We start from the raw sequence: 16,800 nt of genomic DNA, 5'->3' as shown, positions 1-16,800 counted from the left end.
ATGTCTCGGAAGCATTACCGCGCGCACTCTGTGCGCCAGCGCGGTACATCGGTAGCCGCGTGTGCGCTGGGTCTGTCGCTGGTAGCGACGGGTATCCAGCCGGTTGCAGCCCCGCAGTCCGCGCCGCAGGCCTCGGCTCAGCTTCTGAGCGATGCGCAGAAATCGCTGGTGAAATACCCGTCTTCCACCACCGTGCGTTATGGGGAGACGACCACGGTAAGCACCAACGTCAATAAACTTACGGTGTACCCACCAACGTCTTATGCGCTTGCCGACAGCGTGAACCCGGGCTGGGGTGCCGCCGTGGACCCGGTCAGCGGTGAGCTTTCCATCACTCCGGATACTTCCGCGGAGCTGCCAGCGACCGACACTATTTCGGTGGAGGCCACTTATAAGGACGGCTCCACGAAGATCCTGAGTGCCCCTATTTCGCTGGTGGCTGAGCCGGTGTACGTCGACCAAAGCGACAAGGTTTTCTGGGCTGGCAAGACAATCAAAGACATCAACATCCAGGTGAACAAGGCTCCGTTGACTTCCGGGTTGGCGCTCACCGATGATTCGCAGTTGCCGGATGGGCTGACCCCGGTGGTGCGTAACTTCGGCGGCATCAAGCACATCTTCATCAAGGGCACGCCGACCACCCCGGGCACTTACACCGTGAAGACGGAGATGCGCGACGGCGGCACCGTGATGGTCGGCGCTAACGGCGACGTTGCGCAGACGTTCACCATCACCGTGAAGGATTCCGCGAACCTTCCGGCCCCGGTCGAAGAGCCCATAGTGGAGGATCCCCAGCCCGTGGAGGCCGGGCAGGATCTGAACATTCAGATCCCCACCGACAACGCATCGTCCGTCGAGGTCTCTAACCTGCCGGACGGTGTTACCTACGACTCCGAGAACAGCACCATCACCGGCAAGCCGACGCAGCCGGGCGACTACCAGGTCGATGTGGAGATCGTGACTAATGACGTTGACCCGAAGGTCATCCACGACACCGTTTCGATCAAGGTGGCAGAGCCGGGCACTCTCTCGACCGCGCAGCCGACGACGACTGCTGGGGCCACCACTGCGCAGCCGACGACGTCCCCGCAGCCGACAACGTCTACTCAGCCGACGACCTCTGACGCTTCGGCTACTACTGCTACTTCGGTAACACCGACCACGTCCGCGCAGTCCACGACGACCTCTGGTGCTTCGGCTACTACTGCTCCTTCGGCAACGTCGACTCCGGCACAGCCGACGACCTCCCCGCAGTCCACGACGACTGCTGGGGCTACAACTGCTACTTCGGCACAGCCGACCACGTCCGCTCAACCGACGACCACCGCGAAGTCGACGACCACCACCGCGAAGCCGACCGGCGGTTTGACCACGATTGCGCCGACTTCGACAAAGCCGACCAACACCACGAAGCCGGCGACCAGCGCCCAGCAAACCACTACCAACCCGAATCCGGCTGCGACCGGCTACGCATGGGACACGCTCCGTGTGCAGGCTGGCAGCACCAAGTTCGCCTTGCCGGCGGCTACCCCGGATCAGTCTTCCGCCGTCAACGTAGACGGGACCTTGCCTGATTGGCTCTCGGTTGCTTCCGACGGCCAGATCGTGGCTGCTCCGGGCCGCGAGATTAAGCCGGGAACCTACACGGTGGACGTGCAGTCTGACGCGGGTGAGCGCGACACCATCACGGTGGAAGTGACCGCCCCGGTCAGCGATGCCGACCGCATCACGCCGGAGTACAAGTCCTCCTTCGTGCAGGCGGGTGAGACCAATTCGAGCCGTCGTCCGGTGGCAACCGTCGACCGCGACGGCGTGAAGTACGAGAACCAGCCGCTGCCGGCTGGCACGAAGTTCAAGACGGCAAGCCCGAGCGCCACCGTCGACGAGAACACCGGCGTCATCACTGTTGCCGCACCGATCACTCAGAAGGCTGGCTCCACAATCCCGGTCACGGTCGATGCCATCTACCCGGACGGCACGACCGACCAGATTGAGACCTTCTTCGAAGTTGACGCAGGTCTGCAGAGCGAGGTGTACCAGCCCGCGTACCAGGAAGGCCGCGGCGCACAGCCGGGCCGCACCGTAGAGGTTCCGGTAGTCGAGGACACGGTGCCGGCAGATGCTCAGTTTGAGCTGTACCCGGTCGACCGCAAGGAGTACAAAGGCTGGGACATCAGCATCGACGCGGATACGGGCACGATCACCGCGACTGCACCGGCCAACAATCCGGAGGGCATCACCGTTCCGGTGAAGGTGCTCTACTCCGACGGCACGACCTCCGACAACGACAAGGGCGAGGCCACCGTGTTCGCGCGTATTCCTGCGCTGACGAGCGAGACGTTGGCTGATGCCACCACTGCTGCGCAGTACGGCAAGCCGTTCTTCGACGCTGACGGCAACATCCGTCTTTTCCCCTCGGGTTCGCTGCCCAATGGTGCCACCTTCGAGCAGGACGGTTTGACGGCTCTGCCGGTGGAGATTGACCCGGCAACCGGCGCGATCACCGTCAAGGTCCCGGAGGACGCACCCGCTGGTGCGGCCTTCGACGTGCCATTGAAGCTGACGCTGCCGGACGGCTCCGTGCAGGAGATCGTGGTTCCGGTGTCCACCAAGTCCGAAGCTGCGGATGCGGTGGTGTCCTGGAACCCGATCAAGGTCACGGAGGCAGGCATGCCGATCACGGTGGCGCCGAGTTCCGCTCCGGCGGGCGCGACTTACGCGCTGGCGGCGTCCTTCGATGCCCCGGGCTGGCAGGCGTCCGTAGACCCGGCCACCGGTGCTGTGACCGCCACCCGCGTCGGCGATGAGGACGACCCGCAGGCTGCGCTCATCCCGATCGTGGTCACCTTCGCGGACGGCTCGCAGCGCACCGTGGAAATCCCGGCGACGGCCGTGCGCGGCACCGCCGCACTGACTGAGGTGGAGTACCCGCGCGCGAGCGTGAATGCGGGCGAGGTAGTCACGCTGAAGCCGAACGTTGCGGATGCGAGCTTCTCGCTGATCAAGCCTGTGCCGGGGCTTCGTCTGCAGATTGATCCGGCGACGGGCGAGCTTACCGTCGCCACGTTCGACGGCACCGCCCCAGGCGTGCGCGACGTCCCGGTCGAGGTGACGTTCGCGGACTCCTCGCACACCGTCATCTCGGCGCGCGTTGAGGTGAGCACGAAGGACGGGAAGGCGAGCTACGCGGAGAGCGTGCAGCTTGACGACGTCTCGGTGGTCGGCCACCCCGACTCCACCACGCGTTTCACGCTGCCGGTTCCGGCGCACGCCACGTCACAGCCGTTCCAGCTGGGCGAGTTCGATGCCGACGGTTGGGAAGCGTCCCTGAACCACACCACGGGCAAGCTCGACGTCAAGGTCCCTGCGCACGCCGCCGGCCAGACCAAGCAGATCCCGGTGAACGTGCAGTTCAAGGACGGCTCCACCGGTACGTTCAATGTGCTGGTGAAGGTGGATGGCGTGGTGGCCGGAGGGTCGTCGCAAAGCTCGCAGGGCTCCTCGCAGCCGATGCCTTGGGTGTGGGCGCTCGCCGTGCTCGGTTTGCTGGGGGCCGCGTCCAAGGTTTTGTACGATAATCGTGAATTTTTTCAAACTTTTTTAGTCTGGTGGAAGTAGAAGCACATGATGCAAGCAGGTAAGAAAGCGATCGCGACTGCTGTCGCACTGGGCATCAGTGCCGGCTTCGCGGTTCCGGTGACGGCCGACGCGGCCGTGGACACAAGCAAGAGCTACCAGGTGGGTGTGACCACCGGTGCTGGCGAAGGCTTCCAGAACGTGGACGTGAACAAGGGCCGCGTGTCCTGGTTGATGTACAACAGTCTGTCGAACGGCCTGATGCCGACGGCGTTCTACCTGGACGCGTACGCAGACGGCCAGAAAGTCGATTTTGCAGGCGATGCGACGAAGGTGGACGCCGCCTCGAACGCCGACGGCGACGTGGTCACCCTCACCCACACCGACGACAAGCTGGGCGTTGAGCTGGTTCGCACCTTCACGGTGTCTCCCACGGACGTGGACGTGCGCGTGGAGCTACGCAGCTTGTCCGGGAAGAAGAACCTGAAGGTCGTGCTCACGGACGGCTTTATGTCCTACGACTACCCGATCACCGCCGACGAGGTGGGCGCGGACGGCTTCTCCATCGACGTGGGCGGCCGCTACCAGCTGCAGTCCCAGTTCCACGGTGCGACCACCACATCCACCGGCGACAGCCAGACGTCCGCCGCCGCAGGTCAGAACGACGGCTCCCGCTTCCAGGCCGGCGTGTGGGAAGCCGACGCTGCCTCGCTGAGCGCGCGTATGAGCATCCACGGCGACGCCAACGAGGCCCTGACGGACACCGACGGCGACGGATTCCCGGACGACTGGGAGCTCAACGGCTTCACGTCCAGCGACGGCACCGAGTTCCCGCTGCACCGCTGGGGCGCAGACCCGAACAAGAAGGACCTGTTCCTGCAGCTCAACTGGATGAAGTCCGAGTGGGAGACGAAGGGCTGCTCCGAGAAACGCCAGTACGCCGCCACTGAGGAGGACTTCGGCCGCTTCATGGAGTGCGCGGACGCGAACGTCAACGTCTACCGCCCGTCGCGCGCGATCCTCAACGACCTGGTCGACCTGTTCGACCGACGCGGCTACAACCTGCACATCGACGCGGGCGACTACTACAACAACATCCCGGGCCTGAGCGATACCCACGGCGGCCCGACGGTGGATTACACCCCGTACTACTTCGGCAACGAGGTACCCGGTGTGCGCCTGGTCAAGGACCGCAAAAACCTGCTCGGAGCGCGCCAGTCCGTCTTCCGCGTGGGCGTCATCGGCGATACCCAGCAGGCAGGCAACCTGTCTTCCGGCAACGGCCTGATTTCTGACGGCGCGTTCTACGTGGCAAAGAACTACCTGATGACCTCGCAGGAGCAGATGCGCAACACCATCCTCCACGAGTTCGGCCACAACCTGGGTCTGACGCACTCCGGCGCCTCCAGCGTGGACAGGCCGGATCACTCATACGTGCCCAAGTACCGGTCCGTGATGAACTACCTGTACCAGTTCAGCCACTTCGATTACTCGGACACGACCGCGTCCTCGAACGACTCCGTGTCCATCCCGGAGGCGTGCTACAACGGCTCCGCGAACTGCTACAACGGCTCCTACAACATCAAGCCGGACTGGGACAACCTGGACGTGGTCAACGGCGAGATTGCCAAGGCCAACGGCTCGGTCGGCGTGACCACCGACCCGGAGGAGTCCGGCCACGAGCACCCGAGCGTGGACAAGCTCGTTGTGCTCGCCGCCGAGGAGAACAACGGCATGGCCGGCCTCCGAGTCATGGGCGAGCGTGACGGCAAGAAGAACGTCATCGTCGCCAACCGCTCGGACTCCAAGATCAACCTGGAGCTGTCCAACCTGGGCATCGACTTACACAAGTTCACCCTGCAGGCGGATTACCCGGGCGGGACCTTCCGCCAGGAGTACCCGGTTGAAGGCGCGCTGTCCGACTACGCGCAGCTGCCGGTCGAGGTGCCGATTGCCAACACCGCAGGCTACAAGGACTCCACCATGCCGGTGAAGTTCCGCGTGTTCAACGAGGACGGCAAGCTCGTGGCGGAGGAAAACGTCGACTTCTCCGTGCTCAACTACACCACCGAGCAGATGGATCAGCTGGTCAAGGAGCTGGAGAAGAACAGCTCGCCGCTGCTTAACGACGCTCGCGATACCGTTGCCAAGATCGATCCGGCCAAGCCGACCCTGGCCAAGCCGGCTCCGGTGGCAACCACGTCGAACAAGCCGGTCCAGCCGGGATCCCGCGGCCCGGTGCTGACGGAGCTCAACGGCGCGACCTCGGAGCCCGCAGCCCCGGCCAAGCCGAAGCCGAGCACCACGACGAACACGAAGACGCAGTCGAAGCCGGCTGACCAGGCAGGTGCGAAGGTCAACGCCACCGGCAAGGGCGGCGACTCCGGCAGCAACGCCGGCATCATCGTCGGCGTCATCATCGCCATCCTGGCGGTGCTGGGTCTCGGGGGTGCGGCTGCCGCGATGAGCGGCGCGTTTTAGCCCCGTCTGAGAACCCCGCCTTAAAGCCCCGCCCCTAGAACTCCTTCTTAAAACCAGGTGGCGGGGCGCACCTTGTTGGCCATGTCCACCAGCGCGTAGCGGTGCTTCGGGTACGGCGCGACACGTGCCTGCTCCCGCAGCGTCTGGGCGAGGCCGCGGCGCAGTCCCCGGACGGTGAAGGGGTACTCGAACAGCGCAACGTTAGTGGCGGCCGAGTGCCGGCGCAGGTAGGTCAGGCCCGCCTCGATAACGGCCACCTTGATCTGCAAAAACCGCGGTTCGGTGGAGGGGATCTGCTCCAGCCGGCGCGCCGCTAAGCGGGTGCGTTCCTCGCTGGGTTCGCCGTCGACCAGGCACAAAATCGAGGTCAGCTGCGCCATGCGGAAGTGCCGCGACGCGTTGGGTACCTTGTCCAGTGCCTTGATGGCCAGTTCCGCTTCGCCCTCGCACATGAGCATGCGCGCCAAGCCGAACGCCGACGAGACGGTGGTGGGGTTGGTTAGCCACACCAGCGCGTAGAGGCGGATGGCGTGGAAACGCAAGCCCTCGGGGGCCATAGCGGTCATGGACCAGGTGGTGTCGACTACCCCGTCTGCGGCCATCTCTTCGCACACCGCGTTGGTCACGTCGCAGAGGTGCCGGTCCAGGCCGGCGGCGGCGGGCGCGAGCTCGTCGTGAAGCAGGCGGCTGGTCTGGAAACCGCCGTCCTGCAAGATGAGCTCGCTAACGGCAGCGAGGGCGAGCTTGGGCGCGGCCTCGCCCGGCAGTAGGTTGAGCACCTCCGCGAAGGAGAGTTTCGCGGCGGCGAAATCTCCCAGCAGCGTCTCCACCACGCCTGCGTACCAGGAGTAGCGCCAGTTGGTGCCGAAGCGTTCCTTCAGCGAGCGCAGCCAGGTGAGGGCCTGCGGGGTCAGCCCCAGGTCGAGCATGGTGCGCACGACGCCGAAGGGGATTTCCACGGAGTGCTCGTATTGCGGGGTGGACATCGCCTGGCGCAGCGTCTCCAGTGTTTCTCGGGGCTCGGCGTAGGAGGAGCCCTGGAGCATCGCGGCGCCGACGTCGGCGCTGTCGACCAGCGGCGAGGGCAGCGCTGCAACGACTTCCTGCGGGGTGATGTCCACGCTGCGGGCGATGCCGTCGATGAGCTGGTCGGTGCGGAAGACCAGGTGCTTGGTGCCGAACGTCGTACGCTGCGGAGAAAACAGCGAGTGCTGCGCGGGGTAGGTCCGCCCGTCGCGCACCGCCACCACCTCGCGCAGCACGCCAAGCAGCTGCGCCTCCAGCTCCACCAGGCTGGTGAAGCGCTGGGCGGGGTCCTCATGGCAGCATCGCGCCAGCAGCCGGTACAGGGAGGTGTATTGGCGAAACAGCGGTTCCTCGACGGGGGAGGGAATGCCGGGCGCGTACACCCCGTCCGACTGCGGCAGGTCCACCACCAGCGACGCCAGGGTGCGGCCCACGGTGTAGACGTCGGAGGCGATCGAAGGGCCTTCGCTGGCCACCTCGGGCGCCTGGAAGCCCTTTGTGCCGTAGATGAACCCGTATGCGCCGATGCCGGAGACCGCGCCCATGTCGATCAAGGTGACCTGGTCTTCGGTGACGATGATGTTGTCCGGCTTCAAGTCGTTGTAGACCACCCCGCGCGAGTGCAGGTAATCCAGCGCGGGCAGTACTTCGAGCATGTAGGCAATCGCGATGTCGGGCTCGAGCGCCCCGCCTTTGGAGGCGTTGCGCCACGACCGCAAACTCGGCCCGCCCACGTACTCCATCACGGTGAACCCGCCGGGCACGCGAGGGTCGTCGATGAAGTTGAAAATCTGCACGATGCCCGGGTGGGTGATGTCGGCCAAAAACTCGCGCTCCGCCGCAGCTGCCGCCGCCTCGTCGGGGTTGTCCTTAGAGTGCAGGCCCTTGAGCACGACCACGCGCCCGGCCACGTAGTGGTCCTGCGCCAAGTAGATCCAGCCCATGCCGCCGTGGGCGATCACGCCCATGATCTCGTACTGGCCGGCCACCACGTCGCCCGGCTGCAGCACAGGCGGGGCGATGTTTTTCTTCACCACCGCCGGCTGCGGGTCGATCAGCGCTTCCCGGGGCGCGGTCGGCTCCACCCAGGGCAGCTCCACCATGCCGTCGGCCACCACGCGGGTGGCGCGCCGGGTGCCGCGGCGCTCGCGGAACGTGTCCAGTGCCTGCCTGCGGGAGCGTTGCGACGTATCCTCCCGGTTCCCTCCCTTTCGCAGCTGGTCCAGGTCTTTGAGCAGCCCCGCCATCTCGCCCATGGCGGAGTAGTCGGTCTCGCCGTCGGAGTCCCACTGCTCGTCCTCGTCGGCAAAGGGGTCGAAGGCGACCGCCTCGGTGCCGGGTTCGTCTTCGTCTGCGAACGGGTCGAAGGCCACCGCCTCCGTCTGCTGCGTGTCTTGCGCTTCAAGCGCCTCCCGCTTTTTGTCGTCGTTGCTCACGGCTCCTCCTTGCGGTACATCAGCGGTGGCGGGGCAGACTCTGCGATGGAGCCGCCCAGCCAGGTGGAGTAGAGATCGGACCACGTGCCGTCGTTGCGCATGCGCTCCAGCGTCGCGTTGACCTGCCGCACCAGGTCGCTTTGCCCTGTGGGCATGCCCACCCCGTAATACTGCGAGGCCAGGGTGCCGGGCAGGATCTCCGCGTACGGGTCTTGCGCGGACAGGCCCGCCAAGATGGAATCATCCGCCACAATCGCGTCTGCCTGGAACTGCTGCGTGGCCATCAGACAATCGGACCAGGAGCGGGTGCGCAGCACCTTCGAGTGCGGGGCGTAGGTGTGCGCGATCTGAGTCAGGTTGGTGCCGTCGACGATGCACACCGTTTTGTCCGCCAGCTGGTTGATGTCTGAGACACCCCTGTCCCGCGGCACCAGCACGCGCACCCGCGAGGTCAGGTACGGGGTGGAAAAGGCGATCGAGGCGGCGCGCTCCGGGGTAATGGACATGGTGCGGATGACAAGGTCCACCTCGCCGTTGTTCAGCGCTTCCGCGCGGGCCGCTGAATCCACAAAGCGCAGATCCAGCCTGTTTGTCCCGGAGTCGTCCTCGCCGAAGATGTCGTGCGCGATGGCGCGGGCGAGGTCGACCTCCAGCCCGCGCAGTTCGCCGCTGGCGGTGTCGCGGAAGGCCAACAGGTACAGCGACTGGTCGATGCCCACCACCAGCCGGCCGCGCCGCTTGATGCGGTCCAGGTTTGGAGTCTGCTCCTCCTGCACGCGCGGGTTCAGCGAGCCCTCCCAGTCCAACTTCGTCGGCACGAACGGATCATCCGGCACCCCGGAAGCGTCCTCGAGTTTCGCGCCGGGCGGCAGGGGCAGCAGCTCGCGGGTGGTGGAGGTCTCCGGCTGCGGCTCGATGGGGGCGCGGACCGGATCCGCCGCGTCCGCACACCCCGCTAGTATTCCGGCCGCGGCCAGGCACGCAATGGTTTTTGCTCTCACAGGTACTCACCCAACCTTCTGCGGATGCCCAGCCACGTGCACATCACCGCGAGCACGGACAGCAGCGCCACCACCGCAGAGACCCTTCGCGTGGCGTCCAGGGAGGCGTCGATGTAGGTCTGCGTGTCTTGGCGGGAGGACGCGATTAGTTCAGACAGAGCAGCGTCGAGCTGCCGGAACGGCGCCTCGCCGGCCGCCCTGTCGGAGGCCAGCAGGGCCGCCGCTTGGTCGTAGCTGCCGCTGTTTAAGGCGCCGACCAGCTCGTTGTGGTCGAAGGCCCAGGTGCGCAGGGCGTCGCGTGCGTCGTCGATAAGCTGCTGCTCGCCGCCGTACGCCTCGGCCGTAGCAAGGGCCTCGCTTACCGACGCATACGTTCCGTCAAACGCCCTCGAAGAATGCACCACGGACTGGCGGCGCAACAGCGCGAACGTCTCGTCCGTGCGGGTTTCCAACGCGTCGATCCGCGCGGCGGTCAACTCCTCCCACGGCTGCGCCGCCTGCTCGTAGCCCACCGAGCCGTTGCGCCAAGACTGGTAGTTGGACACCCCCGCCCACGTCAGCGCCACCACCACGGCCAGCGTGCCAGCGAGGAAACCGCGGTTGAAGCGGCGGCGGAACACCCGCCACAGCCACCACTGCGCAAGCACGAGAAACCCCAGCGCGGCCAACAGTCCGGACAGCGGAACCCACTGCGGCTGGGACAGACGGCGCATCTCCTTGGCCACATCCGCGCGGGTCAGCGCGTTGATCTCGGAGGCCGCCACCTGCATGCGAGAACGCATGATGCTGGACGCCTCAGACATGTAAGCCACACCCACCGGGTTGCCCATGCGCTGGTTCACGCGGGCGCGCTCGTTCAACCCGGCGTAGACAGGCAAGTCCCGCTGAATCTCGCCGACCAGCTCCTCAATGCGCTCACTGCTCGGGGAATTGGCCTCCACCGCGCCCTTGTAAATCTCGCCGGCGGAGCTGACCGCGGTGTCCAACGCCGCGGAATACGCCTGCACGTCCTCGTGCGACAGTGGCCCGGGCTGGACAAACCCGCCCGCCGCGATCGTGTCCGCGCGCAGCAGGGACGTGGACAGCAGGTGCGCGGCCGCGCTCATCGGCTCCGTGGCCTCGCGCACCGTGTCCAGCGACTGGTTGCGCCCCGCCATGGACTGGCTCATGGAAAGGCCCGCCGCCAGCAGCATCCCGGTCAGCAGCACCATCACCACAATGATGCGCCCCGGAGTGGTCTGCGCAAACGCCTTCGAGCGGCGCCCCAAACGCAGCGGGCGCGCCAAGGGGCCGTGGATGACGCCGTGCAGGCGCGGGTGCTGCGGCCGCGCCTCAAGCTCGTCGAGCCACGCGTCGTCGCTCGCCATGCTCTGCGTCACCATTCCGCAATAATAACCGTTCCCACCTACAGTGGGGGCCATGCTTGGCGACGGAAACGGCTGGGTCACCGCACCCGACGGAACACGACTGTGGGGCAAGTACGGCGCGGCTGGACTCTTCCTCGTTGCCGGAACAGGCACAGACGCGAAAGCGCTGCTGCAGCACCGCGCCGCCTGGACAGCCCAAGGTGGCACCTGGGGCATCCCCGGCGGCGCCCGCGACAGCCACGAAACCGCAGCGCAGGCGGCCGTGCGTGAATCGGTGGAGGAGTGCGCCATCGACCCGGACGAGCTGCGCGTGGTGGAAGAACTGACCACCACCGACCTGCCCGGCTGGAGCTACACCACCGTCATCGCGCTGTGCCCGGCCCCGCTGGCCGTGACCGCCAACGAGGAATCGGAAGAGCTCCGGTGGGTGGCCTTGCGCGACATTGCGGGCTATGAGCTGCACCCGGGCTTCGCGGCGTCGCTAAGCAATGTGCTCCAAACGGCGATGGTGCATACTGAACCGCATGATTGAAGTGCAAGGCCTGACCAAACGGTACGGCAACGTCGAAGCGGTCAACGACCTCACGTTCACCGTCAAACCCGGCGTTGTCACCGGCTTCCTCGGCCCCAACGGCGCAGGTAAATCCACCACCATGCGCATGATCCTGGGGCTGGACCGACCCACCGCCGGCACCGCGCTGATCGACGGAGTGCCCTACCGCAAGCTCACCGACCCAGCGCGCAAAGTCGGCGCGCTTCTCGACGCCAAAGGTGTCCACCCCAACCGCTCCGCCCGCGCCGCCCTGCTCTGGCAAGCGCAGGCCGCCGGCCTGCCGCGCACCCGCGTCGACGAAGTGCTCGAACTGGTGGGCCTGACAGACGTCGCCGGCAAACGCGTCGGCGGGTTCTCCCTCGGCATGGGCCAACGCCTCGGCATCGCGGCAGCGCTGCTCGGCGACCCGGAATACCTGATCCTCGACGAACCCGTCAACGGCCTCGACCCCGCCGGCATCCACTGGGTACGCGGCCTTTTGCAATCCCTCGCCGCGGAAGGACGCACCGTATTGGTCTCCTCCCACCTTTTGGCAGAGATGGCGCAAACCGCCCAAGACCTCATCATCATCGGCCGCGGCCACCTGGTGGCCAACACCTCCATGGACGAATTCATCCGCGCCAACTCCGGCGTGTCCACCATCGTGCGCACCCCCACCGAAGACGGCGCGGCCGCCCTCGCCGCAGCGCTGGAGCAAGTGCCATTCACACGCTCCACCGAAGACGGCACGCACGTGTTCCGCATCCCGGACCGCACCACCGACGACATCGGCCGCATCGCCTTCGACGCCGGAGTGCCCCTGTCCGAGCTCAGCGAACGCCGCGCCTCCCTCGAGGAGGCCTACCTACAATCCACCGAGGGCCACGCCCAGTACGTCTCCCCGGGAGGTACCTATGCTTAACCTGTTCCCAGCCGAGTGGACCAAACTGCGCTCCACCGCCTCCTTCTGGTGGAACGCCGGACTCACCCTCGCCTTCGGCGCCTTCTTCGGCGCGCTCTTCGGCTCCGCCTCCCGAGTCGGCGGCATGCCATACGCACCCATGGCCGTGGTCGCCACCCTGGCGCTGACCGCCGGCATCATCGTCATCGTCCAAGCCTCCATGACGGTGTCCACCGAGTACCGCTTCGGCATCCCGGCCACCAACTTCCGGGTGGCGCCGAACCGGTGGCAGGTCGCCCTGGTCAAACTCCTGCTCGGTGCCGTGCTGGCTGCCCTTCTCGCCCTCGCGAGCCTTGCCATCGGCTTCACAATCGGCGACGCCACCGCCACCATCGGCGCGGACTGGCTGCACAACACGGCAGTGCACCGCGCGCTGTGGGCCGTGCCGCTGGGTATGGCGCTGATCACGATGTTCCAGCAGGGCATCGGCTGGATCGTGCGGCAAACAGCAGGTGCCGTCGTGATTGGCATGGGCATGATGCTGCCCCTGGAAACCATCATCGGGATCATCCCGCGCTTCGGCGCCGACGTGGCCAAGTACATGCCGTTTGGCAACCTCATGGCGTTTATGACCAACTCGCCGAACGGGCAGTGGTCGCTGAACGCCTCGCTGGGCATCTTCGCGGTGTGGGCGGTGGCGCTGTGGGTCATCGGCGTAATCCTGCTGGAGGCGCGCGACGCTTAAAGGGGCTGCCGCCTCCTCCCCGCCTCCTCCGCGGATCCGGCTACCTCCTCCTCCGCGGAACCGGCTACCTCCTCCTCCGCGGAACCGGCTACCTCCAACCGGCTACTGGGCGAAAAACCCAGTGGTAACCGGTTGTAGGTAGCCGGTTTCCCTTTTTGCGGCGGCGTGGCAGGCGAGTGCGACCCTGGTTTGCTAGCCTGACCGGTGTCATCGGGGGGGATGACCGAAATGGGGGGGGGATCATGGACCGCGCACGCCTCGCTGGGATGTTGTTGTCCAGGCAAGCTGCTGAAGGGCAGGATTGCCGACAACTCTCGGCAACCAAATTCATCGCCACTGCCGATTGGGACGGCCTGGCATCGCACGAACGGGAGTATCTGCGCTGCTATTCCGTATCGGCGGCCGCCTACAAATCGGTGCTGGTGGGCAGATCCGCCGCACGCCTGAACGGTTTGTGGGTCGTTCCCAACGGGGAGGAGCTGGTTGAGTTGGCGCAGACCAACGGCAACCCGCCCCCGAAAAGGCAGTGGCCGGAAGGGGTGCTCTACCGCCACATCCGTGTCCCGGAGGTCGACTGGGAGGTCCGCCAACCGCTCGATCGCGCCGGTGCAGGCGCAACACTGCGCGTGACTACCCCGGCCCGCACTGTGGCGGATATCGCGAGGTTCCACGGGATCCCTGAAGCGGTGGCTGCCATTGACGGGCGATACTCCGGCACGTCGCCGATTGACCAGCAATCTTGGTGCGACCGCATCCTTGCGGTGGCGGAACGCATGCGGGGAAAACGGGGGATCGGCCGGGCGAGGCAAGCTGTGGCCCTGAGCTCTGCCAAGTCGGAATCGCCGTTCGAGTCTGTCATTCGAGTGCTGTTGGCGCTGCGCCGAATCAAGGTCGACGAGCAGATGTGGATAGGCCGGAAATACCGAGTTGACCTGCTGTGGGGAACGCTGGTCATCGAGATCGACGGCTACCTCAAGTTCAAGAACAAACCTTACGAGGAAGTGATCAAGCAGGAAACGCGCGATCGCTGGTTGAAGGAGCAGGGGTACGCCGTCATCCGGTTGTTTCCCGCAGAGATCATCCGCGACCCCGAAGGGTGCATCCGCCGAATCCTGGAAATGAAGGCGGAAGCGGACGCGAATCCGTCTGTGCGTGTCCGCGCCACTGTGCACCGCCCACGGTAGGGGCCGAGCCCGGCCGGGGTGGGGCAGGCCCGCGCCATGAGGGCCCGAACCCCAAAACCGGCTACCTCCAACCGGCTACCACTGGGTTTTTCGCCCGGTAGCCGGTTGGAGGTAGCCGGTTCCGCGGGAAGGGGGCGCAAGCGCGGGCGCGGGATGGGCGCGGGCTGGGGGCTGGGGCGCGGGCTGTGCCGCAAGCGCAAACGCGCCCTCCGAGCCGCCGCCCCGAGCCGCAAGCGCAGACCCCGCCCCCGCCGAGCCGCCGCCCCCGCCGAGCCGCCGGCACCAACGCCTATTGCAACGCCGACGTCAGCTTCATCACGTTGTCCACATACCGCCGGTGCCAGGGCCGCTGCGCCCACCGCTCCAGCGTCAGTTCCCGCGAGACGGCCAGGTAGTTCGCGCCGAGCTGCTCCAGCGCCGGCAAGAGTGACCCGGACGCGACGAACAGGGAGGACTCGTAGTTCAGGGAGAAGGAGCGGATGTCCATGTTGGAGGATCCCACCACGCCGACGGCGCCTTCGCGCCCGGGGTCCGCGAGCACGAATTTGGTGTGCAGCACGTACGGCGCGGGGAATTCCCAGATGTGCACCCCGGCTTTGAGCAGCGCCTCGTAGTAGGCGGATTGCGCGTGCTGCACCATGAACTGGTCGGCCTTTTCGCCCACGAGCAGGTCCACGCGCACGCCGCGGTAGCAGGCGGAGGTGATGGCCTCGAGCATGGATTCCTCGGGCACGAAGTAGGGCGAGCAGAGCGTGAGCTGTGCTTTGGCGTTGTGGATCATGGAGTTGAACATGCGCAGGTTCGGTTCGGTGAGGTAGCCGGGACCGGAGGGGACGAGTTGTAGCACGTCGCCTTTGCTTGTCGACGTTTCCTCCGGCGCCCCCGCCACATCCAACCGTTCGCCGGATTCTGTGTACCAGTCCACGGCGAACATGGACTCCACGGAGGAGACGATGGGCCCTTCCAGCTCCACGAATGCGTCGACCCATTGGCGGCCGGCGCGGACGTGGCCGGGCATGAGGTAGCCGCGGTCGATGAGGTTGAGGGAGCCGAGGAACGCCACCTGCGAGTCGATGACCACCAGTTTGCGGTGGTTGCGCAGGTCGGGGCGTCGCCAGCGTCCCCGCAGGGGTGCTAGCGGCAGCATCATGTGCCAGTCCACGCCGATGTCGGTCAGCCGTTTTTTCAGTTTCCTGAAACCGGGGTATTTGGCGGAGCCGATGTGGTCGAACAGTAACCGCACGTGCACGCCCCGCTGTACTGCGCGTTCGAGTGCTTGGAAGACGACGTCCGTGGTGTCGTCCCAGGCGACGGCGTAGATTTCGATGGAGATGGTGGCGGAAGCGCCGTCGATAAGCTTGGCTATGCGCAGCATCGTCTTGCGGTAGTCGGCCCAGAGGGCGCGCACGTCGCCGCGGACGGCGGGGTAGCCGGTGAGCTCGCGGTTGAGGTGGACCAGCGAGGCGGTTTCGGGCGGCAGGTGGCGGCTGGTGTCGTCGGGGCCGGCCCACGCTCCGTCCAGCGCGCGGCGGGCCTGCACCTGGATGCGGTGGCGGCGCCGCGAGACGAAGGTGGAGCCGAACAGCAGGTACAACGGCAGGCCCACCACGGGAAGCAGGAGGATGAGCAGCAGCCACGCGTTGGCGGAGGAGGGTTTGCGCCCGCCCGGCACGACGCCGATCATCACGAACTTGATGGCGTAGTCCACGACCATGGCCGCGAACTGCCACCACGACAGGTCCAGGCTCATCGGGCCCTCACCTAACGTCGTCGTAGGCCAGGCCGCGGGTGTCGTAGTCCACGATCACGGGGGCGTGGTCGGAAGCACCTTTGCCGTTGCGTTCCTCCACGTCGACGAAGGCGCGCTGCACGCGGTCAAACATGGGTTTGGTGGCGAGCTGGAAGTCGATGAGCATGCCCTCGTTTTTCTGGAAGCGCATGGATTTGTAGTCCCAGAACGTGTAGGGCTGCTCGTGCGTGACCTCGTAGAGTCCGGATTCGAGCAGCATTTCAAAGGCGGCGCGCTCCGGCTCGGTGACGTGGGTTTTTCCTTCGAACCAGGAGATGTCCCACACGTCCTCGTCGCGGGGCGCGACGTTGAAGTCGCCCATGTAGACCTGCAGCTCGCCGGGCTGGACCTGGTCGGCCAGGGACCACAGAAACTGCAGTTTGTAGTCGTAGTGCGGGTCGCCGATCTCGCGGCCGTTGGGCACGTACAGGCTCCACACGTCCACTCCGCCGCAGACGGCTCCCACGGCGCGGGCTTCGCGCTGCGGCTCGCCGGTTTTGGCAAATGCGGGTTGGCGCTCGAAGCTGTCGCGGACGTTGTCCAGCCCCACCCGTGAGGCGATGGCCACGCCGTTCCATTGGCTCACGCCCACGTGCGCGACCTCGTAGCCTGCGGCTTCGAAGGTGGAGTAGGGGAACTTAGAGTCCGCGGTTTTGGTTTCTTGCATCGCCAGCACGTCCACGTCCTCGCGTTCGAGGAAGGCGGCGATCCGCTCGGCGCGGGTGCGCACCGAGTTGACGTTCCATGTGGCGATTCGCATGC

General features: G+C 66.1%; 11 protein-coding genes. 6 read left to right on the top strand and 5 right to left on the bottom strand.

Annotation, left to right across the window (positions count from 1 at the left end):
- On the top strand, window positions 1-3,618 hold the full coding sequence (locus CFOUR_RS09830) for a Rib/alpha-like domain-containing protein (RefSeq protein ID WP_143338981.1): 3,618 nt from the start codon (window positions 1-3) through the stop codon (window positions 3,616-3,618).
- Between the two features lie 6 nt (window positions 3,619-3,624).
- The gene (locus tag CFOUR_RS09825; protein WP_085957212.1) at window positions 3,625-6,057 is read left to right on the top strand and encodes a hypothetical protein; all 2,433 of its coding nucleotides are present in this window, start codon (window positions 3,625-3,627) and stop codon (window positions 6,055-6,057) included.
- Window positions 6,058-6,104: 47 nt separating this feature from the next.
- Here CFOUR_RS09825 and CFOUR_RS09820 read toward each other — a convergent pair whose 3' ends face one another.
- Genes CFOUR_RS09820 through CFOUR_RS09810 form a run of 3 tightly spaced genes read right to left on the bottom strand, consistent with a single transcriptional unit; the run spans window position 6,105 to window position 10,902 of the window.
- A complete protein-coding gene (locus tag CFOUR_RS09820) occupies window positions 6,105-8,519 on the bottom strand; it encodes a serine/threonine protein kinase (protein WP_085957213.1) in 2,415 nt (804 codons plus the stop codon).
- The gene (locus CFOUR_RS09815) at window positions 8,516-9,520 is read right to left on the bottom strand and encodes a glutamate ABC transporter substrate-binding protein (protein WP_085957214.1); all 1,005 of its coding nucleotides are present in this window, start codon (window positions 9,518-9,520) and stop codon (window positions 8,516-8,518) included. The genes CFOUR_RS09820 and CFOUR_RS09815 overlap by 4 nt, the downstream gene beginning before the upstream one ends.
- The gene (locus CFOUR_RS09810; protein WP_085957215.1) at window positions 9,517-10,902 is read right to left on the bottom strand and encodes a GlnX family signal transduction membrane protein; all 1,386 of its coding nucleotides are present in this window, start codon (window positions 10,900-10,902) and stop codon (window positions 9,517-9,519) included. The genes CFOUR_RS09815 and CFOUR_RS09810 overlap by 4 nt, the downstream gene beginning before the upstream one ends.
- Window positions 10,903-10,939: 37 nt before the next feature.
- Between CFOUR_RS09810 and CFOUR_RS09805 the strand changes: the two genes are divergently transcribed.
- The 4 genes from CFOUR_RS09805 to CFOUR_RS09790 all read left to right on the top strand — a co-directional run bounded on the left by CFOUR_RS09805 (window position 10,940) and on the right by CFOUR_RS09790 (window position 14,249).
- Window positions 10,940-11,419, top strand: coding sequence for an NUDIX domain-containing protein (locus CFOUR_RS09805; protein ID WP_085957216.1), 480 nt, complete (start codon window positions 10,940-10,942; stop codon window positions 11,417-11,419).
- Window positions 11,412-12,341 carry an ABC transporter ATP-binding protein gene (locus tag CFOUR_RS09800; RefSeq protein ID WP_085957217.1) on the top strand — a complete coding sequence of 310 codons (930 nt, stop codon included), beginning with the start codon at window positions 11,412-11,414 and terminating at the stop codon, window positions 12,339-12,341. The genes CFOUR_RS09805 and CFOUR_RS09800 overlap by 8 nt, the downstream gene beginning before the upstream one ends.
- Window positions 12,334-13,065, top strand: a complete 732-nt coding sequence (locus tag CFOUR_RS09795; RefSeq protein ID WP_085957218.1) for a hypothetical protein — start codon at window positions 12,334-12,336, stop codon at window positions 13,063-13,065. The genes CFOUR_RS09800 and CFOUR_RS09795 overlap by 8 nt, the downstream gene beginning before the upstream one ends.
- 242 nt (window positions 13,066-13,307) lie before the next feature.
- Entirely contained in the window at window positions 13,308-14,249 is a 942-nt protein-coding gene (locus CFOUR_RS09790; RefSeq protein ID WP_085957219.1) for a DUF559 domain-containing protein, read from the top strand.
- Between the two features lie 289 nt (window positions 14,250-14,538).
- Here the strand turns inward: CFOUR_RS09790 and cls are convergent, their stop codons facing one another.
- Window positions 14,539-15,999 (bottom strand): cardiolipin synthase, encoded by a 1,461-nt coding sequence (gene cls, locus CFOUR_RS09785; protein ID WP_290179338.1) that lies wholly within the window; start codon window positions 15,997-15,999, stop codon window positions 14,539-14,541.
- Between the two features lie 7 nt (window positions 16,000-16,006).
- Window positions 16,007-16,798: an exodeoxyribonuclease III gene (locus CFOUR_RS09780; RefSeq protein ID WP_085958584.1), complete on the bottom strand. Its 792-nt coding sequence runs from the start codon at window positions 16,796-16,798 to the stop codon at window positions 16,007-16,009.
- Window positions 16,799-16,800: the final 2 nt, after the last annotated feature.

It is taken from the genome of Corynebacterium fournieri (assembly GCF_030408775.1).
Taxonomy (GTDB): Bacteria; Actinomycetota; Actinomycetes; order Mycobacteriales; family Mycobacteriaceae; genus Corynebacterium; species Corynebacterium fournieri.
This window is presented reverse-complemented; position numbering and strand designations above follow the sequence as displayed.